24 protein-coding genes are annotated in these 21,220 nt (G+C 59.7%); 18 read left to right on the top strand and 6 right to left on the bottom strand.

Annotated elements, in window-relative coordinates:
• Positions 1-290 precede the first annotated feature (290 nt).
• The 5 genes from BUC40_RS00760 (at position 291) to ispD (ending at position 5,343) form a co-directional block, all read left to right on the top strand.
• The gene (locus BUC40_RS00760; RefSeq protein ID WP_073261647.1) at positions 291-1,922 is read left to right on the top strand and encodes a CTP synthase; all 1,632 of its coding nucleotides are present in this window, start codon (positions 291-293) and stop codon (positions 1,920-1,922) included.
• 3 nt (positions 1,923-1,925) lie between these two features.
• A complete protein-coding gene (gene kdsA, locus BUC40_RS00755) occupies positions 1,926-2,771 on the top strand; it encodes a 3-deoxy-8-phosphooctulonate synthase (RefSeq protein WP_073261645.1) in 846 nt (281 codons plus the stop codon).
• A 141-nt stretch (positions 2,772-2,912) separates the two neighbouring features.
• Positions 2,913-4,202, top strand: a complete 1,290-nt coding sequence (gene eno, locus BUC40_RS00750; RefSeq protein ID WP_073261643.1) for a phosphopyruvate hydratase — start codon at positions 2,913-2,915, stop codon at positions 4,200-4,202.
• Positions 4,203-4,357: 155 nt separating this feature from the next.
• Positions 4,358-4,636, top strand: coding sequence for a cell division protein FtsB (gene ftsB / locus BUC40_RS00745; RefSeq protein WP_073261641.1), 279 nt, complete (start codon positions 4,358-4,360; stop codon positions 4,634-4,636).
• The gene (gene ispD, locus BUC40_RS00740; protein WP_073261639.1) at positions 4,633-5,343 is read left to right on the top strand and encodes a 2-C-methyl-D-erythritol 4-phosphate cytidylyltransferase; all 711 of its coding nucleotides are present in this window, start codon (positions 4,633-4,635) and stop codon (positions 5,341-5,343) included. The genes ftsB and ispD overlap by 4 nt, the downstream gene beginning before the upstream one ends.
• Before the next feature lie 15 nt (positions 5,344-5,358).
• On the opposite strand, the gene BUC40_RS00735 is transcribed toward ispD, so the two are convergent.
• Both BUC40_RS00735 and BUC40_RS00730 read right to left on the bottom strand, forming a co-directional pair.
• Complete coding sequence (locus tag BUC40_RS00735) at positions 5,359-5,673, bottom strand: HPF/RaiA family ribosome-associated protein (RefSeq protein WP_279627112.1); 315 nt, start codon at positions 5,671-5,673, stop codon at positions 5,359-5,361.
• Positions 5,674-5,813: 140 nt separating this feature from the next.
• Positions 5,814-6,701 (bottom strand): LysR family transcriptional regulator, encoded by an 888-nt coding sequence (locus BUC40_RS00730; RefSeq protein ID WP_073261635.1) that lies wholly within the window; start codon positions 6,699-6,701, stop codon positions 5,814-5,816.
• 130 nt (positions 6,702-6,831) lie between these two features.
• On the opposite strand from BUC40_RS00730, the gene BUC40_RS00725 reads away from it, so the two are divergent.
• Positions 6,832-7,944 carry an S-(hydroxymethyl)glutathione dehydrogenase/class III alcohol dehydrogenase gene (locus tag BUC40_RS00725; protein WP_073261633.1) on the top strand — a complete coding sequence of 371 codons (1,113 nt, stop codon included), beginning with the start codon at positions 6,832-6,834 and terminating at the stop codon, positions 7,942-7,944.
• Between the two features lie 59 nt (positions 7,945-8,003).
• On the top strand, positions 8,004-8,849 hold the full coding sequence (gene fghA, locus BUC40_RS00720) for an S-formylglutathione hydrolase (protein WP_073261631.1): 846 nt from the start codon (positions 8,004-8,006) through the stop codon (positions 8,847-8,849).
• Positions 8,850-9,020: 171 nt separating this feature from the next.
• Here fghA and BUC40_RS00715 read toward each other — a convergent pair whose 3' ends face one another.
• Positions 9,021-9,551: a Dps family protein gene (locus BUC40_RS00715; protein ID WP_073261629.1), complete on the bottom strand. Its 531-nt coding sequence runs from the start codon at positions 9,549-9,551 to the stop codon at positions 9,021-9,023.
• A gap of 262 nt (positions 9,552-9,813) precedes the next feature.
• On the opposite strand from BUC40_RS00715, the gene ispF reads away from it, so the two are divergent.
• The 7 genes from ispF (at position 9,814) to rpoS (ending at position 15,729) form a co-directional block, all read left to right on the top strand.
• On the top strand, positions 9,814-10,287 hold the full coding sequence (gene ispF, locus BUC40_RS00710; RefSeq protein WP_073261627.1) for a 2-C-methyl-D-erythritol 2,4-cyclodiphosphate synthase: 474 nt from the start codon (positions 9,814-9,816) through the stop codon (positions 10,285-10,287).
• Positions 10,284-11,342: a tRNA pseudouridine(13) synthase TruD gene (gene truD, locus BUC40_RS00705; RefSeq protein ID WP_073261623.1), complete on the top strand. Its 1,059-nt coding sequence runs from the start codon at positions 10,284-10,286 to the stop codon at positions 11,340-11,342. Before ispF ends, truD begins: the two co-directional genes overlap by 4 nt.
• On the top strand, positions 11,330-12,082 hold the full coding sequence (gene surE, locus BUC40_RS00700; RefSeq protein ID WP_073261621.1) for a 5'/3'-nucleotidase SurE: 753 nt from the start codon (positions 11,330-11,332) through the stop codon (positions 12,080-12,082). Before truD ends, surE begins: the two co-directional genes overlap by 13 nt.
• Positions 12,079-12,747: a protein-L-isoaspartate(D-aspartate) O-methyltransferase gene (locus tag BUC40_RS00695; protein WP_073261619.1), complete on the top strand. Its 669-nt coding sequence runs from the start codon at positions 12,079-12,081 to the stop codon at positions 12,745-12,747. The genes surE and BUC40_RS00695 overlap by 4 nt, the downstream gene beginning before the upstream one ends.
• 22 nt (positions 12,748-12,769) lie before the next feature.
• Entirely contained in the window at positions 12,770-13,699 is a 930-nt protein-coding gene (locus BUC40_RS00690; protein WP_073261617.1) for a polyprenyl-phosphate transporter, read from the top strand.
• A 92-nt stretch (positions 13,700-13,791) separates the two neighbouring features.
• Positions 13,792-14,610, top strand: a complete 819-nt coding sequence (locus BUC40_RS00685; RefSeq protein WP_073261614.1) for a peptidoglycan DD-metalloendopeptidase family protein — start codon at positions 13,792-13,794, stop codon at positions 14,608-14,610.
• 108 nt (positions 14,611-14,718) lie between these two features.
• A complete protein-coding gene (gene rpoS / locus BUC40_RS00680) occupies positions 14,719-15,729 on the top strand; it encodes an RNA polymerase sigma factor RpoS (protein ID WP_073261612.1) in 1,011 nt (336 codons plus the stop codon).
• A gap of 152 nt (positions 15,730-15,881) precedes the next feature.
• On the opposite strand, the gene mqo is transcribed toward rpoS, so the two are convergent.
• Positions 15,882-17,375, bottom strand: coding sequence for a malate dehydrogenase (quinone) (gene mqo, locus BUC40_RS00675; RefSeq protein ID WP_073261610.1), 1,494 nt, complete (start codon positions 17,373-17,375; stop codon positions 15,882-15,884).
• A 447-nt stretch (positions 17,376-17,822) separates the two neighbouring features.
• A complete protein-coding gene (locus tag BUC40_RS00670; protein WP_073261578.1) occupies positions 17,823-18,017 on the bottom strand; it encodes a hypothetical protein in 195 nt (64 codons plus the stop codon).
• 143 nt (positions 18,018-18,160) lie between these two features.
• Between BUC40_RS00670 and BUC40_RS00665 the strand changes: the two genes are divergently transcribed.
• Positions 18,161-18,745, top strand: coding sequence for a YajG family lipoprotein (locus tag BUC40_RS00665; protein ID WP_073261576.1), 585 nt, complete (start codon positions 18,161-18,163; stop codon positions 18,743-18,745).
• 65 nt (positions 18,746-18,810) lie between these two features.
• On the opposite strand, the gene BUC40_RS00660 is transcribed toward BUC40_RS00665, so the two are convergent.
• On the bottom strand, positions 18,811-19,974 hold the full coding sequence (locus tag BUC40_RS00660) for a 1-acyl-sn-glycerol-3-phosphate acyltransferase (RefSeq protein ID WP_073261574.1): 1,164 nt from the start codon (positions 19,972-19,974) through the stop codon (positions 18,811-18,813).
• Between the two features lie 144 nt (positions 19,975-20,118).
• On the opposite strand from BUC40_RS00660, the gene BUC40_RS00655 reads away from it, so the two are divergent.
• Genes BUC40_RS00655 through BUC40_RS00645 form a run of 3 tightly spaced genes read left to right on the top strand, consistent with a single transcriptional unit; the run spans position 20,119 to position 21,213 of the window.
• On the top strand, positions 20,119-20,301 hold the full coding sequence (locus tag BUC40_RS00655; RefSeq protein ID WP_073261572.1) for a CPXCG motif-containing cysteine-rich protein: 183 nt from the start codon (positions 20,119-20,121) through the stop codon (positions 20,299-20,301).
• Positions 20,301-20,561, top strand: coding sequence for a putative signal transducing protein (locus BUC40_RS00650; protein ID WP_073261570.1), 261 nt, complete (start codon positions 20,301-20,303; stop codon positions 20,559-20,561). The genes BUC40_RS00655 and BUC40_RS00650 overlap by 1 nt, the downstream gene beginning before the upstream one ends.
• A 34-nt stretch (positions 20,562-20,595) precedes the next feature.
• Positions 20,596-21,213 carry an SOS response-associated peptidase gene (locus BUC40_RS00645; RefSeq protein WP_073261568.1) on the top strand — a complete coding sequence of 206 codons (618 nt, stop codon included), beginning with the start codon at positions 20,596-20,598 and terminating at the stop codon, positions 21,211-21,213.
• The last annotated feature ends 7 nt before the right edge of the window (positions 21,214-21,220 follow it).

Here is a 21,220-nt window from a genome sequence, read left to right as displayed (position 1 = left end):
TGCTGCTTCTTAAAGGTGCGTTGCATAGGGTTATGATTTGAAAGAGTTTTAATTCTTGTCGAGGTCTTTAGTTCACCTGCTTTTGGCCCACATGGGCTTCCTGTTCTTCCCCACTCAAGACGTTTCCGGTAGACTACGCTCCCGTCTCTATTCAGGTATTCGCTGCTTCTTTCAGAAGCGGTGGATGTTTGCTATTTGCCAGCATGGTTCGCCATGTTTGCTAAGGTGAACCAAGGCCTTCTCTGCTCCCCGGCGGCTCGACCGTCACTGCTGACTTCTTAGGGTTTTTCATGACGCGCTTCATCTTCGTCACGGGTGGTGTTGTTTCTTCATTGGGGAAAGGCATCGCCTCGGCATCCTTGGCGGCAATCCTGGAGGCGCGGGGCCTGAGGGTCACGATGCTCAAACTGGATCCGTACATCAACGTCGATCCGGGCACCATGAGCCCGTTCCAGCATGGTGAGGTGTTCGTTACCCACGATGGCGCCGAGACTGACCTCGATCTGGGTCACTACGAGCGTTTCATCCGCACCACTATGACCAAGAGCAACAACTTCACCACCGGCCGCGTGTACGAAGACGTACTGCGCAAAGAGCGCCGTGGTGATTACCTGGGTGCAACCATCCAGGTCATCCCGCACATCACCGACGAGATCAAGCGCCGCATTATCAAGGGTGCTGGCGACGCTGACGTCGCCATGGTCGAAATTGGCGGTACGGTTGGCGATATTGAGTCGCAGCCGTTCCTTGAAGCCATTCGCCAGCTGCGTTTCGAAGTGGGCGCCAAGCGCGCCATGCTGATGCACCTGACCCTGGTTCCGTACATCGCCACCGCAGGCGAAACCAAGACCAAGCCGACTCAGCACTCGGTCAAGGAGCTGCGCTCCATCGGCCTGCAGCCGGACGTGCTGGTATGCCGTTCTGATCACCCGATCGACCTGTCGTCGCGTCGCAAGATTGCTCAGTTCACCAACGTCGAGGAGCGCGCAGTCATCGCTCTGGAAGACGCCGACACCATTTACAAGATTCCGGGCATCCTGCATTCGCAAGGCCTGGATGATTTCGTCGTCGAGCGTTTCGCCCTTGAATGCCGCGGTGCCGACCTATCCGAATGGGATCGAGTGGTCGATGCCAAACTGAACCCGGAAAAAGAAGTCAACATCGCCATGGTCGGTAAGTACATGGAGCTGCTGGACGCTTACAAATCGCTGATTGAAGCAATGAGCCACGCCGGTATCAGCAACCGCACCAAGGTCAACCTGCGCTACATCGATTCCGAAGACATCGAGAACAACGGCACCGACCTGCTGCAGGGCGTCGATGCCATTCTGGTTCCGGGCGGCTTCGGTCTACGTGGTGTGGAAGGCAAGATCAAGACCGTTCAATACGCCCGCGAGAACAAGATTCCTTACCTGGGTATCTGCCTCGGCATGCAGGTTGCGGTCATCGAGTTCGCCCGTAACGTGCTGGGCTGGGCCGACGCCAACTCCACCGAGTTCGATATTGCCAGCAAACACCCAGTGGTCGGCCTGATCACCGAATGGCAGGACGCGACCGGCGCGACCGAGCTACGCACCGAAACTTCCGACCTGGGCGGCACCATGCGTCTCGGCGCTCAGGATTGCCAGCTGCAGGCCAACTCCAAGGTTCACGACTGCTACGGCAAGGACGTTATTGTCGAGCGTCATCGTCATCGCTACGAAGTGAACAACAACCTGTTGCCGCAACTGATCGACGCTGGCCTGAAGGTCACCGGTCGTTCTGGCGATGGTGCGTTGGTCGAAGTGGTCGAGAGCGCGGATCACCCATGGTTCGTCGCCTGCCAGTTCCATCCTGAATTCACCTCCACACCGCGTGACGGTCATCCGCTGTTCAGCGGTTTCGTCAACGCCGCGCTCGCGCACCAAGCTAAGAAGGCCTGACCCATGGCGCAGAAGACTGTTCGAGTCGGCAAGATCGACATCGCCAACGACAAGCCTTTCGTGCTGTTCGGCGGTATCAACGTGTTGGAATCCCGCGACCTGGCCATGCGTACCTGCGAGGAGTACGTGCGAGTAACCGATAAGCTCGGTATCCCGTATGTGTTCAAGGCAAGCTTCGACAAAGCCAACCGTTCGTCAGTGACTTCTTTCCGCGGCCCAGGCCTGGAAGAGGGCATGAAGATCTTCGAAGAGGTGAAGAAGACCTTCGGCGTGCCGGTGATCACCGATGTGCACGAGCCGCATCAGGCGCAGCCAGTGGCGGATGTTTGCGACATCATCCAGTTGCCGGCTTTCCTGTCCCGGCAAACTGATTTGGTCGTGGCCATGGCCAAGACCAATGCAGTGATCAATATCAAGAAGGCGCAGTTTCTGGCTCCACAGGAGATGAAACATATTCTCGCCAAGTGTGTCGAAGCCGGGAACGATCAGTTGATCCTCTGCGAGCGTGGTTCCTCTTTCGGGTACAACAACCTGGTAGTGGACATGCTGGGTTTCGGCATCATGAAGGCCTTCGAATATCCGGTTTTCTTCGATGTCACCCATGCCCTGCAAATGCCGGGTGGTCGCTCGGATTCTGCCGGCGGCCGCCGTGCCCAGGTTACCGAGCTGGCCAAAGCTGGCCTCAGTCAGGGACTGGCAGGTTTGTTCCTCGAGGCGCATCCGGATCCGGAAAATGCCAAGTGCGACGGGCCGTGCGCATTGCGTCTGGACAAGCTTGAGCCATTCCTTGCTCAGCTCAAGCAGCTGGATGATCTGATCAAGAGTCAGGATCCAATTGAGACCGCCTGAGGCGTTTCCTGATCTCGTCTGTTCCACCGCCCGGCCTTTAGGCCGGGTTTGTATATCTGCCTGGCCGCCAACGCGCGTTGCGGGTAGCGGCTACCGAATGCTGCAGTGTGTTTTTCGACAACTTCTGGAGAGCTTACAAGAATGGCAAAGATCGTCGACATCAAGGGTCGTGAGGTTCTCGACTCCCGTGGCAACCCCACCGTGGAAGCGGACGTAATCCTCGACAATGGCATCGTTGGCAGCGCCTGCGCGCCGTCGGGTGCCTCCACCGGTTCGCGCGAAGCGCTGGAACTGCGTGATGGCGACAAGAGCCGTTACCTGGGCAAGGGCGTGCTGAAGGCCGTGGCCAACATCAATGGCCCTATTCGCGATGCGCTGCTGGGCAAGGATCCGGTTGACCAGAAAGCCCTCGACAAAACCATGATCGATCTCGATGGCACTGAGAACAAGGCCAAGCTGGGCGCCAACGCCATCCTCGCCGTGTCTCTGGCTGCTGCCAAAGCCGCTGCCCAGGATCAGGATCTGCCGCTGTACGCGCACATTGCCAATCTCAACGGCACGCCGGGCGTCTACTCGATGCCGGTACCAATGATGAACATCATCAACGGCGGCGAGCATGCTGATAACAACGTCGACATTCAGGAATTCATGGTTCAGCCGGTTGGCGCCAAGACGTTCTCCGATGGCCTGCGCATGGGTACAGAAATCTTCCATCACCTTAAGGCCGTACTGAAGGCCCGCGGCCTGAACACTGCCGTAGGTGACGAAGGTGGTTTCGCACCGAACCTGGCGTCCAACGAAGACGCCCTGTCGGCCATCGCTGAAGCCGTAGCCAACGCCGGCTACAAGCTTGGCACCGATGTGACCCTGGCGCTGGATTGCGCGGCCTCGGAGTTCTACGAAGACGGCAAGTACAACCTGTCCGGCGAAGGTAAATCCTTCGACGCCGAAGGTTTCGCCGACTACCTGAAAGGCCTGACCGAGCGTTTCCCGATCATCTCCATCGAAGACGGTCTGGATGAGTCCGACTGGGCGGGCTGGAAAATCCTCACCGACAAGATCGGCGCCAAGGTTCAGCTGGTGGGTGACGACCTGTTCGTGACCAACACCAAGATCCTCAAGGAAGGCATCGATAAGGGCATCGGTAACTCGATCCTGATCAAGTTCAACCAGATCGGCTCGCTGACTGAAACCCTGGAAGCCATCCAGATGGCCAAGGCAGCCGGCTTCACCGCGGTGATCTCGCACCGTTCGGGCGAAACCGAAGACAGCACCATCGCTGACCTGGCCGTCGGTACTGCCGCTGGTCAGATCAAGACCGGTTCGCTGTGCCGTTCCGACCGCGTGTCCAAGTACAACCAGCTGCTGCGTATCGAAGAGCAACTGGGCGCCAAGGCGCCGTACCGCGGTCGCGGCGAGTTCCGCGGCTGAGTCAGGTTCGCGCAGCCGGGCGTCATGCCCAGCTGCGCGGGCTTCCTGGATTACCGCCAAGTCGACTTAGCGGCCTTGCCGGATGCCGATGACGCAGGGAGAATCCACGGATGTCCGCAGTAGCGACCTTTTCTTACCCGAGTGCCTCACCTGCCATGCGTAGTCCCTACTGGCTATTTCCCGTTCTGATCCTTGTGCTTGCAGGCCTGCAGTACCGCCTGTGGGTGGGCGAGGGCAGCCTGGCGCAGGTGACTGAACTTCAGCAGCAAATTGCCGATCAGCAAGGCGAGAACGAGCGTCTGCTCGAGCGCAACCGTATCCTCGAAGCCGAGGTTATGGAGCTCAAAAAAGGCATGGAAACCGTCGAGGAGCGTGCCCGCCATGAGCTGGGTATGGTCAAGGACGGCGAAACCCTCTATCAGTTGGCTGAATGAACACACCTGATCTGCCGTTTTTCTGGGCGGTGATTCCGGCCGCCGGTATCGGCAGCCGCATGCGTGCCGACAGGCCCAAGCAGTATCTGCAGCTGGCCGGTAAGAGCATTCTCGAACATACCCTCAACTGTTTTCTCGATCATCCATGCTTGCGTGGCGTGGTGGTCAGCCTGGCCGAGGACGATCCGTTCTGGCCGTCTCTCGATTGCGCCCGCGACGCGCGCATTCACGCTGCCAGTGGTGGCGCCGAGCGTGCTGACTCGGTACTCAACGCCTTGCTGCGCTTGGCGGAATTGGGTGCCAGCGAGCAGGACTGGGTGCTGGTGCACGACGCCGCACGACCGAATCTGGCGCAGTCCGATCTTGATCTGCTGTTGGCCGAGCTGGCCGATGACGAGGTGGGTGGGCTGCTGGCGGTGCCGGCACGCGATACGCTCAAACGCGTGGGCAGTGATGGTCGGGTGCGTGAAACCATCGATCGCTCGGTTATCTGGCAGGCCTACACGCCGCAGATGTTTCGTCTCGGTGCCTTGCATCGGGCCCTGGCGGAAGCGCTGGTATCGGATGTTGCCGTGACTGACGAAGCCTCGGCCATCGAGTGGGCCGGGCAATCGCCACGTCTTATCGAAGGCCGGGCGGACAACCTCAAGATCACCCGCCCGGAAGATCTGCATTATCTGGAGCGCCTCTGGCGAGGCCGGCACTGAGTCACTGTCTGTGCCTCAGTGAATCCATTTCTTGGCGTTTTTGCCAATGTTTCGCTCCAGCACGGCGGTGAGCTTGTTCATCGCTCCGTCGATGGCCTGGTGCAGTTCGCAGGCGTCGAAGGAGACCGACATGGGGTCGCGTCCTTTCATGCGTGCCTCGACTTTGCAGCGTTTGTCCTGGGGGCCGCTTTTCAGGGCGTTCTCGTCCGAGAGGTGAATTTCCACCCGGGTGAGGTGCTCCTCGTAGCGTTGCAGTTTGTCGCGCACTCGACCGCGAATGTCAGTCTTGAATGCCATTGAGGTGTCGACGTGCTTTCCGCTGTTGACCATGACCTGCATAACCATTTCCTCATGCTGGTGGATTCACAACGACCCGAACAGGGGCCTCATGGGTTACGACGGAGCAGGGGCGAGTGGGTTCGTGGATGGTTGTGACATTCTATGAGCACGATACCCGCAGGCCGCCGCACTCAGGCGTATTCAGGGCGTTGCGCGAGACCGTAACGTAATGCGTCGATCAGCTGCCTGACCTTGGGCGACAGGTGCCGCTGCTGTGGATACAGCGCCCACACCGCGGTATTGGGCGGCTGATGGTTGTCGAGTAGCGACACCAGGGCGCCGCTGCGCAGGTGCTCGAGCACGTAGTAGTCCGGCAACTGGCACAAACCGAGCCCGGCCAGGGCGGCGTCCAGCACGGCCTGGCCGCTGTTGCAGCGCCAGTTGCCATTGACGCGCTGAGAGGCTTCTCGGCCTTCGAGCTGGAAGATCCACATATCGCTACTGCCGATCAGGCAATTGTGCCGCGCCAGTTCCGACAGGCTGTGTGGGCGCCCATAGCGCTGCAGGTATTCGGAGGATGCGCACAGGTACATGCGCCGCGGTGCGAGCCGTGTTGCCAGCATGCGTGAATCCTGCAAGCGGCCGAGACGGATGGCGATATCGAAGCCGTCCTGCACCAGATCCAAAGTGCGATTGCTCAGCTCGATTTCCACGGAAAGCCGCGAGTTGCGCGCCATGAACTGGGTAACCAATGGCACGATGAAGCGCTCGCCATAAGCTACCGCGCAGGTCATGCGCAGCAACCCTTTGGGCTCACTGCCCAGATCACCAATGGCGTTGAGCGCTTCCTCGCGGGCGTCCTGCAGGCGTTGGCAGTGTTGCAGAAAGGTCTGGCCAGCTTCAGTCAATGCCACCTTGCGGGTGGTGCGGTAAAAGAGGCGGGTGTGCAGCCGCTCTTCCAGTCGGGCGATCTGCCGGCTCACCTGGGATGACGAAAGGCCCAAACGCTCGGCTGCGGCAGTGAACTGACCACATTCGGCGACTGCAACGAATTCATCCAACCCTTCCCAGCGATTCATATGTTCTCCGTAGGCCCACTCGATGTGATTATCCCTGGATGGCAATAATGTTTTGCATTCTGCCTGATTATCTCTCGACATTGCTCTACTACACTCGTCGCCATCGTTACTTCATCTGGAGAGTCAGAGCATGATCAAGTCCCGCGCCGCTGTAGCCTTTGCGCCCAACGAGCCGCTGAAAATCGTTGAAGTGGATGTCGAGCCGCCAAAGGCTGGGGAAGTGCTGGTGCGTATCGTTGCCACCGGCGTTTGCCACACCGACGCCTACACCCTTTCTGGTGCTGACTCCGAAGGTGTATTCCCATCGATTCTCGGTCACGAAGGCGGTGGCATTGTCGAGGCCATCGGCGAGGGCGTGACCTCGGTTGCCGTGGGTGACCACGTGATCCCGCTGTACACCGCCGAATGCCGTAAGTGCAAATTCTGCCTGTCCGGCAAGACCAACCTGTGCAGCTCGGTGCGCGCCACTCAGGGCAAAGGCCTGATGCCCGATGGCACCTCGCGCTTCAGCTACAACGGCGAGCCGATTTATCACTACATGGGTTGCTCGACGTTCTCCGAGTACACCGTGCTGCCGGAAGTCTCCCTGGCTGTAATCCCCAAAGATGCACCGCTGGAAAAGGTCTGCCTGCTCGGTTGCGGCGTGACCACTGGCATCGGCGCCGTGCTCAACACCGCCAAGGTGGAAGAGGGCGCTACCGTGGCTATCTTCGGTTTGGGTGGCATCGGCCTGGCCGCGATCATCGGGGCGAAGATGGCCAAGGCCTCGCGCATCATCGCCATTGACATCAACCCGGCGAAATTCGATGTGGCACGTGAGCTAGGCGCCACCGACTTCGTCAACCCGAAGGATTACGACAAGCCAATCCAGGACGTCATCGTCGAAATGACCGATGGCGGCGTGGACTACAGCTTCGAGTGCGTGGGTAACGTGCAGCTGATGCGCGCGGCTCTGGAATGCGCCCACAAGGGCTGGGGCGAGAGCGTGATCATCGGTGTGGCCGGTGCCGGTCAGGAGATCAGTACCCGTCCGTTCCAGCTAGTGACTGGTCGCGTCTGGCGCGGTTCGGCGTTCGGTGGCGTCAAGGGCCGCACCGAGCTGCCGAGCTATGTCGAGAAGTCGCAGAGCGGTGAAATTCCGCTGGATACCTTCATCACCCACACCATGGGCCTGGAGCAGATCAACGAAGCGTTCGATCTGATGCACGAAGGCAAGAGCATTCGCACCGTCATCCACTACTGATCAGTGGGGCGGATAACGCCGTTGCCCGACGGCTTATCCGCGGCCCGTGAGGATTCGTCATGACCTTGGAAATCGTCTCCAGCAACAAGAGCTTTGGCGGCTGGCACAAGCGCTACAAGCATCGTTCCACCTGCCTCAATTGCGACATGGTGTTCGCCGTCTACTTGCCGCCGCAGGCCGAAAAAGGCGCCAAGTTACCGGTGCTGTACTGGCTCAGCGGCCTGACCTGCACGGACGAGAACTTCATGCAGAAAGCGGGCGCTCAGCGCATGGCTGCCGAGCTTGGCCTGATCATCGTCGCGCCCGATACCAGCCCGCGTGGCGAGGGCGTGCCGGATGACGCCAATGGCGCCTACGATTTCGGTCTGGGTGCTGGCTTCTACATCAATGCCACTCAGGAACCCTGGGCGCGCCACTATCGTATGTACGATTACGTGGTGCAGGAATTGCCGGCGCTGATCGAGGCCAACTTCCCGGTCTCGGACAAACGCGGTATCGCCGGGCACTCGATGGGCGGCCATGGTGCGCTGATCTGCGCTCTGAAGAATCCCGGGCGCTATCAATCGGTCTCGGCGTTCTCGCCGATTGCTAATCCGCTGAATTGCCAGTGGGGTGAAAAGGCCTTTAGCAACTACCTGAGTGAAGACCGTTCGCGCTGGCGCGAGTGGGATGCCAGCTTGCTGATCGCCGAGGCTGGCGAGAAGCTGCCGATTCTGGTCGATCAGGGCGACCGCGATGATTTCCTCGACGGCCAGCTCAAACCCCATGCGCTGGAAGCGGCGGCGAAGGCAGCGAATCATCCGCTGACCCTGCGCCTGCAGCCAGGTTATGACCACAGCTATTACTTCATTGCCAGCTTTATCGAAGATCACCTGCGTCATCATGCCGAGGCGTTGGCAGGCTGAGGGACCTCTTCGATAGGTAGGGCTTCGTGGGCATGGCCCGCTCCCGCGAGGGATCGCTTTGTGGGCGCGGGCGGGGACTCCTAGTCCATGCCCGCTAGGCGGTATCGATTAGGGCAATTAAAAAGGCGCTGCAGACCAGATCTGCAGCGCCTTTTTTATGTCGCCGAACGATTATTCGCCCAGGCTGGAGCGCAGCATCCACGCGTTCTGCTCGTGCACGCCGATACGTGCTACCAGCATGTCGTGGCTGAACAGGTCACCGGCTTCTTCGGCCAGCTCGGCGAACTCGCTCATGCGGCGTGCGACTGCTTCGTTGTCCTTCACCAGCTCGGCAATCATCTGCGCCGTTGGCTTGTGTGGGGCTTCGTTATCGATGACGGTCAGCGAGCGGAAGGTTTCCCCGCCGGTCGGCGCCAGTTTGCCCAGTGCGCGAATACGCTCGGCAAGTGCGTCAGCGGCCTGATGAATTTCGTTGTACTGCTCGTCGGTCAGCTTGTGCAGCCCGTAGAAGTTGGCGCCTTGCACGTTCCAGTGCACGCCAAGGGTCTTCACATACAGGGTGTAGCTGTCCGCTACCGCTTTGGTCAGCGCTTCAGCGACCTTTTCGCGGGCAGCGCCGTCGACGCTCGTATTGATGGCCAGGCCATCGCCTTTGAGTTTCTGCTGGGTGGCTTTCGACTTAGGTTTTGGTGCTGCGGCCATGATGGTCTCCATGGGTGGTAGAAATTTTTTGCTACTTCTTGTCGACTATTGGTAGCGCAAGAACATTCCAATATTTTCACCACGGTGATTTTCAGCTCGGCCGAGAGACGCATTGCTCTTCAGTAAGCGTGGCAGTCGAGATTCGCTGATGGTGGGCTCAAAATAATGAAAGGCGCTGCAATTGGCCGCCCCAGCGGCCCGGCAAGTCCGCGGGTGCTGCGCTTTCGGGTAGAATCGCGTTTTTTTGCGAGGGCACCGGCTCATGCGTATCGGCCATGGCTACGACGTACATCGTTTCGGCGAAGGGGATTTCATCACCCTGGGCGGTGTACGCATTCCCCATAAATTCGGCCTGATTGCCCATTCCGATGGCGACGTGGTGCTGCATGCCCTGGCCGATGCCTTGCTTGGCGCCGTCGCGCTGGGTGATATCGGCAAGCATTTCCCGGATACCGACCCGAACTTCAAAGGCGCCGACAGCCGTGTGCTGTTGCGTCATATAGTCGGTTTGATCCACGCCAAAGGCTGGAAGGTCGGCAATGTCGACGCCACCATCGAAGCCCAGGCGCCGAAGATGGCCCCGCATATCGAAGCCATGCGCGCGCTGATCGCCGAAGATCTGCAGGTCGAGCTCGATCAGGTCAATGTCAAGGCCACCACGACCGAGAAGCTGGGCTTCGTGGGGCGTGAGGAAGGCATCGCGGTTCACGCAGTTGCTTTGCTGGTCAGCGCATGACCGAACTGGAATTGCTTGGCCCGCGCGCCTATGGCAAACCCTGTGGCCAAGCCGTGCTCAAGGCTACGGCCGAAGACTTCCAGGTTGACGAGGTGCTGGACATCGAACTGTCTGGCACTGGCGAGCATCTATGGCTGTGGGTCGAAAAACGCGAGCTGAACACCGAAGATGCCGCGCGCCGATTGGCCCGTGCTGTGGGTGTGCCGGTGCGGATGATCAGTTATGCCGGGCTCAAGGATCGTCAGGCGCTGACCCGGCAATGGTTCAGCGTTCACCTGCCGGGCAAGAGTGATCCTGATCTCGCCGCTGCGCAGGATGACAGCCTGGTGATCCTCAAGCAGGTGCGCCACTCGCGCAAGCTGCAGCGTGGTGCCCATGCCGCTAACGGTTTCACCTTACGCTTGACGCAGTTGCAGGCCGATCACGCGGTACTCGATGAGCGCTTGCAGCGTATTGCTGCTCAGGGCATTCCCAACTATTACGGTGCTCAGCGTTTCGGCTTCGAAGGCGGCAACGTCGCCCATGCACGGCATTTTGCCGAGCGCAAGGAACTGCCCGAGAAACGCAATGTGCGCTCGCGGGTTTTGTCCGCTGCGCGCAGCTTCATTTTCAATCGTGTATTGGCCGAGCGCGTCGCCGCTGGCAACTGGAATCAGGCGCTGCCTGGTGACCTGCTGGCGTTTACCGACAGCCGCAGCTTTTTCCCGGCGGGCGAGGCCGAATGTCAGGACCCGCGCTTGGCTCAGCTGGACTTGCATCCGACTGGGCCGTTGTGGGGGGAAGGCCCGTCACTAGCAGCCGGTGCTACTCATCAGCTCGAGCAGGGCATCGGCGATGCCGAGGCGCAGCTGGCCATCTGGCTGGCAGAAGCGGGCATGGCGCACGAACGGCGCATCCTGCGCCTCCCCATTAGCGGTTTGACGTGGCATTATCCCGAGCCTGACATTCTGCAACTGGAATTCGTCCTGCCGGCTGGATGTTTCGCCACCGCACTGGTGCGCGAAATCGTCGATCTTTTGCCTGCAGGGCAGACGGACAACCCATGCTTATTCTGATTTCTAACGATGACGGCGTGGCCGCACCGGGCCTCGCCGCGTTGCATGCTGCGCTGGCAGATTATGCCGAGTGCACGGTGATTGCGCCCGATGGTGATCGCAGTGGCGCCAGCAGCGCTCTGACGCTGGATCGCCCGTTGCACCCGTGCACCTTGGCCAACGGTTACATCAGCCTCAATGGTACACCCACCGACTGCGTGCACCTGGGCATCAATGGCTTGCTGCCTGCTGTACCGGATCTGGTGGTTTCAGGTATCAACATGGGCGCCAATCTGGGCGATGACGTGTTGTATTCGGGTACCGTGGGTGCGGCCCTGGAAGGTCGTTTTCTGGCGCGTCCGGCGTTCGCGTTTTCGCTGGTTTCACGGTCGCCGGAGAATCTGCTCACGGCAGCCTATTTCGCCCGCAAGCTGGTCGAGGCCCACGAACTGCTCGACCTGCCGCCGCGTACCGTGCTGAACGTCAACATCCCGAACCTGCCGCTGGAGCATATCCGTGGCGTGCAACTGACCCGCCTGGGGCATCGTGCGCGCGCCGCTGCGCCGGTCAAGGACGTGAACCCGCGGGGCAAGGAAGGCTACTGGATCGCTGCAGCCGGCGATGTCGAGGATGGCGCCGAAGGCACCGACTTCCATGCAGTGATGCAGGGCTACGTGTCGGTTACTCCGCTTCAGCTTGATCGAACCTATCAGGACGGCCTCAATCGCCTCAAACCCTGGCTGGAGGGGTTGATGACATGAACCGGGAGCACGACCGCCACGGGATTGGCATGACCTCGCAGCGTACCCGCGAGCGCCTGATTCAACGCCTCTACGATGAAGGGCTGTCGAACGCGCAGGTGCTCGAAGTGATTCGCCGCACGCCGCGCCATCTGTTCGTCGATGAAGCCCTTGCTCATCGCGCATATGAAGACACCGCGCTGCCCATCGGCCACAACCAGACCATCTCGCAACCTTATATGGTCGCCCGGATGAGCGAGCTGCTGCTGGCCGCAGGCCCGTTGGACAAGGTGCTGGAGATTGGCACCGGTTCGGGTTACCAGACGGCGATTCTGGCGCAGCTGGTCGAGCGCGTGTTCACGGTCGAGCGCATTCAGGGATTGCAGGAACGGGCCAAGGAGCGTCTGGTCAAACTGAGCCTGCGCAATGTGGTGTTCCGCTGGGGCGATGGCTGGGAAGGCTGGCCGGCGCTGGCGCCTTACAACGGCATCATCGTTACCGCCGCTGCCTCGGAAGTACCGCAGGCGTTGCTGGACCAGCTGGCCCCAGGCGGCCGCCTGGTGATTCCTGTCGGTTCAGGCGACGTTCAGCAACTGTTATTGATTATTCGCGAGGAACAGGGTTTCTCCCGGCACGTACTCGACGCAGTACGATTCGTGCCTCTGCTTAACGGCCCGCTGGCCTGATTCAAATTGATCGGAAGGATGCATGAAGAAAACCTTGTTGCTGTATAGCAAAGGATTGGCGATGGGCGCGGTCGATGTAGTGCCTGGTTTTTCCGGTGGCACCGTCGCCCTGATCACCGGTATATACGACAAGCTGCTTGCCTCTTTTTCCGCCATACCTCAGGCGTTGATGCTGGTTGCCCGCGGGCGCATCGCCGCCGCCTGGCAAGCCTGCAATGCCAGCTTCCTGCTTGTGGTGCTGATGGGCATTCTCAGTAGCGTATTCACTCTAGCGCGGGCTATCAGTTACCTGATGAGCGAACACCCTGTGCCATTGTGGGCATTCTTCTTCGGGCTGGTGCTGGTCTCGGTTTATTTGGTGGGGCGCGAAGTTGCTGTCTGGCGAGGCAATAGACTGATCAGCTTCGCTATCGGCCTGGCATTTGCGCTGTGGATTACCCTGGCAGTGCCGATGCAGTTGTCAGCTGATCCGCTGATGCTGTTTTTCGCTGGCGCGATTGCCATCAGCGCGATGATCCTGCCGGGGATTTCAGGTAGCTTCATTCTGGTGTTATTGGGGCTTTACCCGCTGGTATTGGGCGCGTTGAAGAATTTTGATCTGCCTGTACTGGCGGTGTTTTGCGCCGGTTGCGTGCTGGGTTTGCTGACCTTTTCCAAGCTGCTGAGCTGGTTGCTCGCCAATATGCGCGATCTGACCATGGCTTTTCTGGCTGGTTTGATGCTCGGCTCGCTGGTCAAGGTCTGGCCCTGGAAACAAACGCTCACCTGGCAGACCAATCGACATGGTGAATCGTTTCCACTCGAGCAGGTCAATCTGTTGCCGTGGCAGTTTGCCGATGCCAGCGGTGATGATGCGCAACTGCTGTTCGCTATTGCGCTGAGCCTGGGTGCCATCGCATTGGTACTCGGCATGGAATGGCTGGCGCGTCGCCGCCAGGTTGAAGAGATTTGACGTTTTCGGCGTTCGTCACAGGTCGCTCGGGGCCGTCTGCAAGGGAGATTGGGGTGAGTTTCACAGCCAAACAAGGACATCGCTCCTCGGGCATGTTGCGCAACCTGCTGATTTTGGTAGCGGTGGGCACATTGCTGAGCGGCTGCGCCAGCTCGCACTCCGGTGGTGTACAGGTCGTCGATCGCAATAGCTCGGCCTCGCAGCGCCAGCCGGTGACCTCGGGCCAGTACCGCGTGCAACGCGGCGATACACTTTACTCGATCGCTTACCGTTACGGCTGGGACTGGAAAGCACTGGCTGCACGCAACGGCATTGCGCCGCCTTACATGATCCGTGTCGGGCAGGTGATTCGCTTTGGCGACGGTAGCTCGAGCAGGCCTGTGGTTGCATCTTCACCTACCGTCTCGACACCCGTAGCGACCACGCCTGGCCGACCTTCGGCGCCTGTTCAGACTGCGCCTACACAGACTACGACCAGGCCATCGGCACCCGTCGTGACGACGCCTGCAACCACTCCGATCGAGCCCGTTCAGCGCTCTGCAGCAGGTTGGGCATGGCCAGCAAGCGGTGCGATTATCGGACGCTTTTCCTCAAACGGTAGTTTGAATAAAGGCATTGATATAGCCGGTGAATTGGGACAGCCTGTCCTTGCTGCGTCTGGTGGAACCGTTGTATATGCCGGGAGTGGGTTACGGGGCTACGGCGAATTGGTGATCATCAAGCACAGCGATACCTACGTGAGTGCCTACGGTCACAACCGCAGGCTGTTGGTACGAGAGGGGCAGCAGGTCAAAGTCGGGCAACAGATTGCCGAGATGGGTTCCACGGGAACTGACCGGGTGAAGCTTCACTTCGAAATTCGCCGCCAGGGTAAGCCTGTAGATCCAATGCAATACCTGCCACGTCGTTGATCTGTCGCTCGTTCGCCCCTCACGTGGGATGGACGGGCTCGGATGTTGCCAAGGAGAAGGGCACATCGGGGCTTGCTGGTCGAACTCAGCAAGGGACGGAATAATAAAATGGCACTCATTACCAAGGCAGCGCCGGAGTTTGACATCGATGACGAAGTGCTCCTGATGGAGCCTGACATCGATCTTGACGAGGCTAGTGACAAGGCGGCTACTGCCAAGGTCGCTACACGCAGCAAAGCCAAGCAACCCGCCGGCAGCAAGCAACACAAGTACATCGACTACACCCGCGCGCTAGACGCCACTCAGCTGTATCTAAACGAAATCGGTTTCTCCCCCTTGCTTACACCGGAAGAAGAGGTGTTCTTCGCGCGCTTGGCGCAGAAGGGCGACCCCGCCGGCCGCAAACGCATGATTGAAAGCAACCTACGCCTGGTGGTCAAGATCGCCAGGCGTTACGTGAACCGCGGGCTTTCCCTGCTGGATCTGATTGAAGAGGGCAATCTGGGCCTGATTCGCGCGGTCGAGAAGTTCGACCCGGAGCGCGGCTTCCGCTTTTCTACTTACGCCACCTGGTGGATTCGGCAGACCATCGAGCGGGCGATCATGAACCAGACCCGCACCATCCGCCTGCCGATTCATGTGGTCAAAGAGCTTAACGTCTACCTGCGCGCCGCGCGGGAGCTGACCCAGAAGCTCGATCACGAACCGTCCCCTGAGGAGATCGCCAACCTGCTGGAAAAACCAGTGGGTGAGGTCAAGCGCATGCTCGGCTTGAACGAGCGCGTATCCTCGGTCGACGTATCTCTCGGTCCGGATTCGGACAAGACGTTGCTCGACACGCTGACCGATGACCGACCAACCGACCCCTGTGAGCTGCTACAGGATGATGATCTGTCGCAGAGCATCGATCAGTGGCTCTCGGAACTGACCGATAAGCAGCGTGAGGTGGTTGTGCGTCGCTTCGGCTTACGTGGCCATGAAAGCTGCACGCTCGAAGAGGTTGGCCAGGAGATTGGCTTGACCCGTGAGCGTGTTCGGCAGATTCAGGTCGAGGCGCTCAAGCGTCTGCGTGAAATACTCGAGAAAAATGGCCTTTCCGCCGACTCTCTGTTCCAGTAGTTCCCGGCCTGCCAGGCCTGCCAGGCCTGCGGCCAGTCAGTTTTGCTGACTGGCCTTTTTATTGCGCACGTCTTTATTGAGCAAGTAGAACCACAGCAATGAAAACGGCGCCTCGCAGGCGCCGTTTTCAGTAAGCCCGGTGATCAAGCCGGTTATGCTTCTCGCAGCTGCAGCAGTGCGTCGGATTGTGCCTGCACAGAGCGGTACTGTTCGGCATCGCTCACCAGCACCGAAGAAGGTACCGGGAAGATTTCGTTCAGCTTGCTACTCCACTGCGCCGAGGCTGCCTGTTCAGGGAAGCAGCGGCGAATCAGGTCAAGCATGATCGAGACGGTCACCGAGGCGCCTGGAGAGGCTCCCAGCAATGCCGCGATGGAGCCGTCCTGAGCCGCTACCAGTTCGGTACCGAACTGCAGAATGCCGCCCTTCTTGGCATCCTTCTTGATGATCTGCACACGTTGCCCAGCAATTTCCAGGCGCCAATCGCTGGCTTTGGCCTCTGGATAGAAACCGCGCAGGGTATTCAGGCGCTGTTCCTGGGATTGCATGACTTCTTTGACCAGATAGCGGGTCAGGTCGAAGTTGTCGCGAGCGACTGCCAGCATCGGCCCGATGTTGTTCAGGCGCACCGACATCGGCAGGTCGAGGAACGAGCCCTTCTTCAGGAACTTGGTGGTAAAGCCGGCATAAGGCCCGAACAGCAGAGATTTCTTGCCATCGACCACGCGGGTGTCCAGGTGCGGTACCGACATGGGCGGCGAGCCGACTTCGGCCTGGCTGTAGACCTTGGCCTGGTGCCGGTTGACCACTTCCGGGTTGTCGCAGCGCAGCCACTGGCCACTGACTGGGAAGCCGCCAAAGCCTTTGCCCTCCGCGATACCAGACATTTGCAGCAAGGGCAGAGCGCCGCCACCGGCGCCCAAGAAAACGAAGCGCGCCTGGATCTGGCGATGGTTGCCGTTCTTCTGATCCTTGGTGCTTACGCGCCAGCCATGCTCGTTGCGGGTCAGGTCTGTTACACGCTGATTGAACGTCACACGTGCCTGGCTCTGCTGAGTCAGGTGGTCGAGCAGGCTCTTGGTCAGTGCGCCGAAGTTCACGTCCGTACCGTTGGCTACACGGGTCGCTGCGATGGGCTCGTTCTGATCACGGCCCGGCATCATCAGTGGCATCCATTGGTGCATGGTGTCGCGATCTTCGCTGTACACCATGTCCTCGAAGGCGTGGTGCACACGCAGGGCATCGAAGCGCTTTTTGAGGTAGTCGATGCCTTTCTGGCCGCGCACGAAACTCAGGTGCGGAACCGAGTTGATAAAGGTCTTGGGAGCGCCAAAGGTGCCTTTCTTGACCAGATAGGCCCAGAACTGCTTGGATTCTTCGAACTGGGCATTGATGCTCACTGCCTTTTTGATGTCGATGGACCCATCGGCGGACTCGGGGGTGTAGTTGAGTTCGCACAGGCCGGCGTGCCCGGTACCCGCGTTGTTCCACGGGTTGGAGCTTTCCACTGCACCGCTGTCCATCGCCTCGACGACTTCCAGCTTGATGCCCGGATCAAGCTCCTTGAGCAGCACGGCCAGCGTTGCGCTCATGATGCCGGCTCCGACCAGCACTACATCTACAGCTTCGTAATCGTTCTGCGCCATTACCACATCTCCAAAAAATCAGCGTCCAGTCGTAGGCCGTCGGCCTGGGCGTCAAATGCGCCTGTCAGCGGTTGCAGAGCTGTACTGGGAATTCGGAAGACGGGAAGAACTCGCCTTGTCCTGCCGCAAGATGATTCATATGTTCGCCACACTCTTGTGAAGTTACTGAAACCGTCTTTTCACGTTCTTTTGGAACGCGAACCTCAAAAGTTCATGTGCCTGTTTGGCCTTCCCCAGCCGCAGATGTTCCGCGAAAACGCGGTGCTGTACGGATGCGGAGGCTGTCGATATCGAGCAGCACGAAGTGGGCGACTCTCTGCGGCGATGCCGATCAGGAGGCGTCCTTATAATCGGGGCGCGATTATAAGGCGAAAGCGAGAGAAGTGATCAGGTACGCGCGACTTTTATTGCGCACGCAGTGGGGCGTGAAAACGCCCCGGCAGGTGTTCAGTGAATGGCGAAAGCGCTTTTGGGGAGCTGTGCGCCGAGCCAGTTGAGGCGCTGCTCATTGACCTCATGCCAGCCTGTATGGCCCGGTGGCTGGGCGCTCTGGCGAAAGGCGCGGCAGATGCCGTGCTCGTCAAGACAGGCGAAAATACGCGGTTGTGGGGTGTTGGCGACCTTCTTGAATAGGGCATGCATCGAACAAGTCTCCATCATGCAAAGCGACCAAAGTCTTATACCGCCAGCATGTGACGGGCGCATGACGCGGAACCGCGTTCACCGTTTGCGGGTCGATTCGTTATACTTCGCGAGCCTTAAGCGCCCCCCATGGAGAACCGAGTATGAATCGCCTGTTGTTTGGTCTGGTTGCCGTTATCAGTCTGGCTCTTGTCGGTTGTGCCCACAGCCCGCAACAACTCAGCCCGCAGCCCAAGTTGCTTGGATCATTGACTCCTGTTGGCCAGGGGCAGCCGGTTGTGGTGCGTGTGGTCGATGGGCGCCCTTCTCCGGTCTTGGGAACCCGCGGTGGCCTGTATCCAGAAACCAGCGCGATCAGCGTCTCGGGCCAGGATGTACTGCCCAAGCTGCAGGCCCAGGCTGAAGCTGCCGTGCGTCTGCTGGGCTTCACCCCATCGGCGAATGCTTACAATGCGCCGCAGTTGACCCTGACTCTGGCTGAGCTGAAGTACCAGTCGCCTAAAGAAGGTCTGTACGTCACCGAAGCTGATATGACCGCCAGCTTCCGTGCTGACGTGCAAAACAGCAGCCGTCGTTACAGTGGTCGTTACGGTGCCTCGCTGAACCAGCGTTTCGGCATGGCGCCGAACCAGGAAACCAACACCAAGCTGGTCAGTGATGTACTGAGCGATGCGCTCACCCGCGCATTCAAGGACCCGACCCTGTCGCAGATTCTCAGCGGCCAGTAAGTTTTCCGCTGTTGTAAAAAAGCCCCGACATGTCGGGGCTTTTTCATTTGTCTTTTATCAAACGATCAAAGTGCAATGCCCGCTTTTACGCGGTACTGGTTACGTACCGGCATCGCATACTGAAGGATCAGGTAAGGCTGCTGCTCGCTCGGGCAGCGGTTTAGGCGTTCTTGCCACTGCTCTTTGGCAGCGGCCAGCTCAACTGCACCGAACAGCGACTCGGCTGCCGGCACCTCGAGTTGTGGGTCGCGCTCGCTCCACATGGCGTAGGCAAGGTAGTGCACCGGGAACAGGCGATAGCCGGTGAGAATCTGCGCGTCGGTCAGGGTTGCCAGTTGCTTGGCGTCTTCAAAGCCAGCCGTCACCGGGTCACCGAAGTGCACGTGCACGCGCCCTTTGTATCCTGTGATGCCCAGGCCGATGCTCTTGTCATCTTCGCCAGGCTGTTTGGTGTAGCTGCCCGTTGTCGCGCGCGTGTACAGCTCGCGGGCCTTGGCCTGGTCGCAAGGGTCGTATTCGTAGCTGATCGAAACCGGGGTGAGCCTGAGGCTGGCGATGACGTCGGCGAACGACTCGTCCTTACGGCTCATATGAAACATCTTGAGGATCGCCGAGTCGGTGCGGTCATCACCGTCCTTGGCGCGGCCTTCGGCCTGGGCAATCCAGATTGACTCGCCGTCCTGGCAGATCGAATGACTGATATAGGCCGAGAGCAGTTGATAGGCGGCCAGCTTTTCGCGGCGGCCGCTGATCGAGCGATGCACGATGAAGCTCTTGTTCAGGCGCATCAGGTCGCTGACGAAAGGCTTCTGCAGCAGGTTGTCGCCAATGGCGATGCGTGGCGTCTGCAGGCCCGCGTGATACACCGCGTAGTTGACGAATGCCGGGTCCATGACGATATCGCGATGGTTGGCCAGGAACAGATAAGGGGTGCCGGCCTTCAGCGTTTCCACGCCTGAGTAGGTCACGCCATCGGTAGCATGCTCGACGCTGCGGTCGATGTAAGGCTCGATGGATTCCTGCAGCGCGCGCACCGAATCGATATGGCGGAACTGCGAACGCAGGCGATGGGCTATAAGAGGCTTGAGCGCCCAGCCGAATGGGCCGGCCAGGCGTGGGAAGCGAAATTGGGTAAGGATGTCGAGAAACGCATCGTCGGCCAACAGGCGGGCCAGAACCGCTGGAATTTCCGCGTCGGCATAGGGTCGGATGCTGTCGAATTCGCCCATCATGATCTCTTGTGATTATCGCTGCGATTGAGAGGTTGAATGCCTGCGCCACGCGCTACTGCCATACTCGTTTCAGCACGGCAGCCGCATAAGGCGCGGCAATAAGCCGCCCATTATACCCTGCAAGTCACACGGAGGCGCCCCATGTTGGAAACCCAGGATTATCAGTGCCCCTACTGCGGTGAGGCGGTCGAGGCAGTACTGGATCTGTCGGCTGGCGATCAGCAGTACATCGAGGATTGCCCCGTGTGTTGCCGGCCCATCGTGTTTCTGCTCGAAACCGACGGGCAGGTCTGGAGTCTGGATGTGCGCGGGGAGAATGACTGATGAAGCGCGTCTACGAGCCGCAGGACCTGATGGAAGGCGAATTATTGAAAGCCATGCTCGCCAGCGAGGGTATTCAGGCGCATCTGGTGGGGGCTCATTTGGCCGGCGCGGTGGGCGAGCTGCCGGCTTGTGGGCTACTCGGCATGCTGGTCGACGATGGCGACGCCGAGCGCGCCCGCTGGCTGATCGCCGAGTACAATGGCGCGCAACCACTACCCGGTGACGAGCCGGACAACGTTCAGGGCGTGTTGCTGTGTTGAACGACCCGCCCCGCTTATCCTGACCGAGCCCTTCATGAGTGGACGCTTTGCGCTGTTTCGCTGGACGCCCGCCTTTGCGGCCCAGCAAGGTTTCCCCGCTGACCAGCAACCACACTGGAACCTGGCGCCTGGCTCCCAGGTGCTGCTGCTACGCGGCGAACATGAGCAGCCTGCGCTGGTTCGCGCTCGTTGGGGGCTTACCCCCGCCTGGTTGACTGATCTGTCGAAAACGCCTGCCCACGCCCGCGCGGAAACCCTCGCTGAGCAACCGATGTTTCGTGATGCGTTTCGCCAGCGTCGTGGCTTGATTCCGGCCAACGGTTTCTACGAGTGGCGAGGTGCCGCGCGCAAACGGCCTTACTGGCTGAGCAGCGAGGAATCGCTGCTGTATTTCGCTGCCGTCTGGGAGGCTTATCCCGTTGAAGGGCATGTTTACCTGAGCACGGCGATGATCACCCAGGCCGCGGCATCGCTGCGCCGCCCGTTGATTCTCAATGCGCAGGACAGGCAGCGCTGGCTGGCGGCCGATACGCCGCTTGAGGAGCTGCAAGCGCTGCTTGTCGGCAGACCACAACCCTTGCGGGAACGGGTGTTGAGCAATCTGGTCAATGACCCGAAGCTCGACGGCCCAGAGTGTCTGACGCCCGCCTGAGCCCTGC

The sequence above is a fragment of the Phytopseudomonas punonensis genome, from assembly GCF_900142655.1.
Lineage (GTDB): Bacteria > Pseudomonadota > Gammaproteobacteria > Pseudomonadales > Pseudomonadaceae > Aquipseudomonas > Aquipseudomonas punonensis.
This window is presented reverse-complemented; position numbering and strand designations above follow the sequence as displayed.

Excerpts from the sequence above, each read along its gene's own strand:
- fghA (WP_073261631.1), top strand. The coding sequence starts at position 8,004 with ATGACCTTGGAAATCGTCTCCAGCAACAAGAGCTTTGGCGGCTGGCAC.
- BUC40_RS00695 (WP_073261619.1), top strand. The coding sequence starts at position 12,079 with ATGAACCGGGAGCACGACCGCCACGGGATTGGCATGACCTCGCAGCGT.
- ftsB (WP_073261641.1), top strand. The coding sequence starts at position 4,358 with ATGCGTAGTCCCTACTGGCTATTTCCCGTTCTGATCCTTGTGCTTGCA.
- BUC40_RS00655 (WP_073261572.1), top strand. The coding sequence starts at position 20,119 with ATGTTGGAAACCCAGGATTATCAGTGCCCCTACTGCGGTGAGGCGGTC.
- BUC40_RS00685 (WP_073261614.1), top strand. The coding sequence starts at position 13,792 with ATGTTGCGCAACCTGCTGATTTTGGTAGCGGTGGGCACATTGCTGAGC.
- BUC40_RS00665 (WP_073261576.1), top strand. The coding sequence starts at position 18,161 with ATGAATCGCCTGTTGTTTGGTCTGGTTGCCGTTATCAGTCTGGCTCTT.
- BUC40_RS00690 (WP_073261617.1), top strand. The coding sequence starts at position 12,770 with ATGAAGAAAACCTTGTTGCTGTATAGCAAAGGATTGGCGATGGGCGCG.
- BUC40_RS00645 (WP_073261568.1), top strand. The coding sequence starts at position 20,596 with ATGAGTGGACGCTTTGCGCTGTTTCGCTGGACGCCCGCCTTTGCGGCC.
- ispF (WP_073261627.1), top strand. The coding sequence starts at position 9,814 with ATGCGTATCGGCCATGGCTACGACGTACATCGTTTCGGCGAAGGGGAT.
- BUC40_RS00670 (WP_073261578.1), bottom strand. The coding sequence starts at position 18,017 with ATGCATGCCCTATTCAAGAAGGTCGCCAACACCCCACAACCGCGTATT.
- BUC40_RS00660 (WP_073261574.1), bottom strand. The coding sequence starts at position 19,974 with ATGGGCGAATTCGACAGCATCCGACCCTATGCCGACGCGGAAATTCCA.
- BUC40_RS00650 (WP_073261570.1), top strand. The coding sequence starts at position 20,301 with ATGAAGCGCGTCTACGAGCCGCAGGACCTGATGGAAGGCGAATTATTG.
- BUC40_RS00735 (WP_279627112.1), bottom strand. The coding sequence starts at position 5,673 with ATGGTCAACAGCGGAAAGCACGTCGACACCTCAATGGCATTCAAGACT.
- eno (WP_073261643.1), top strand. The coding sequence starts at position 2,913 with ATGGCAAAGATCGTCGACATCAAGGGTCGTGAGGTTCTCGACTCCCGT.
- surE (WP_073261621.1), top strand. The coding sequence starts at position 11,330 with ATGCTTATTCTGATTTCTAACGATGACGGCGTGGCCGCACCGGGCCTC.
- rpoS (WP_073261612.1), top strand. The coding sequence starts at position 14,719 with ATGGCACTCATTACCAAGGCAGCGCCGGAGTTTGACATCGATGACGAA.
- kdsA (WP_073261645.1), top strand. The coding sequence starts at position 1,926 with ATGGCGCAGAAGACTGTTCGAGTCGGCAAGATCGACATCGCCAACGAC.
- ispD (WP_073261639.1), top strand. The coding sequence starts at position 4,633 with ATGAACACACCTGATCTGCCGTTTTTCTGGGCGGTGATTCCGGCCGCC.
- truD (WP_073261623.1), top strand. The coding sequence starts at position 10,284 with ATGACCGAACTGGAATTGCTTGGCCCGCGCGCCTATGGCAAACCCTGT.
- BUC40_RS00760 (WP_073261647.1), top strand. The coding sequence starts at position 291 with ATGACGCGCTTCATCTTCGTCACGGGTGGTGTTGTTTCTTCATTGGGG.
- BUC40_RS00725 (WP_073261633.1), top strand. The coding sequence starts at position 6,832 with ATGATCAAGTCCCGCGCCGCTGTAGCCTTTGCGCCCAACGAGCCGCTG.
- BUC40_RS00715 (WP_073261629.1), bottom strand. The coding sequence starts at position 9,551 with ATGGCCGCAGCACCAAAACCTAAGTCGAAAGCCACCCAGCAGAAACTC.
- BUC40_RS00730 (WP_073261635.1), bottom strand. The coding sequence starts at position 6,701 with ATGAATCGCTGGGAAGGGTTGGATGAATTCGTTGCAGTCGCCGAATGT.
- mqo (WP_073261610.1), bottom strand. The coding sequence starts at position 17,375 with ATGGCGCAGAACGATTACGAAGCTGTAGATGTAGTGCTGGTCGGAGCC.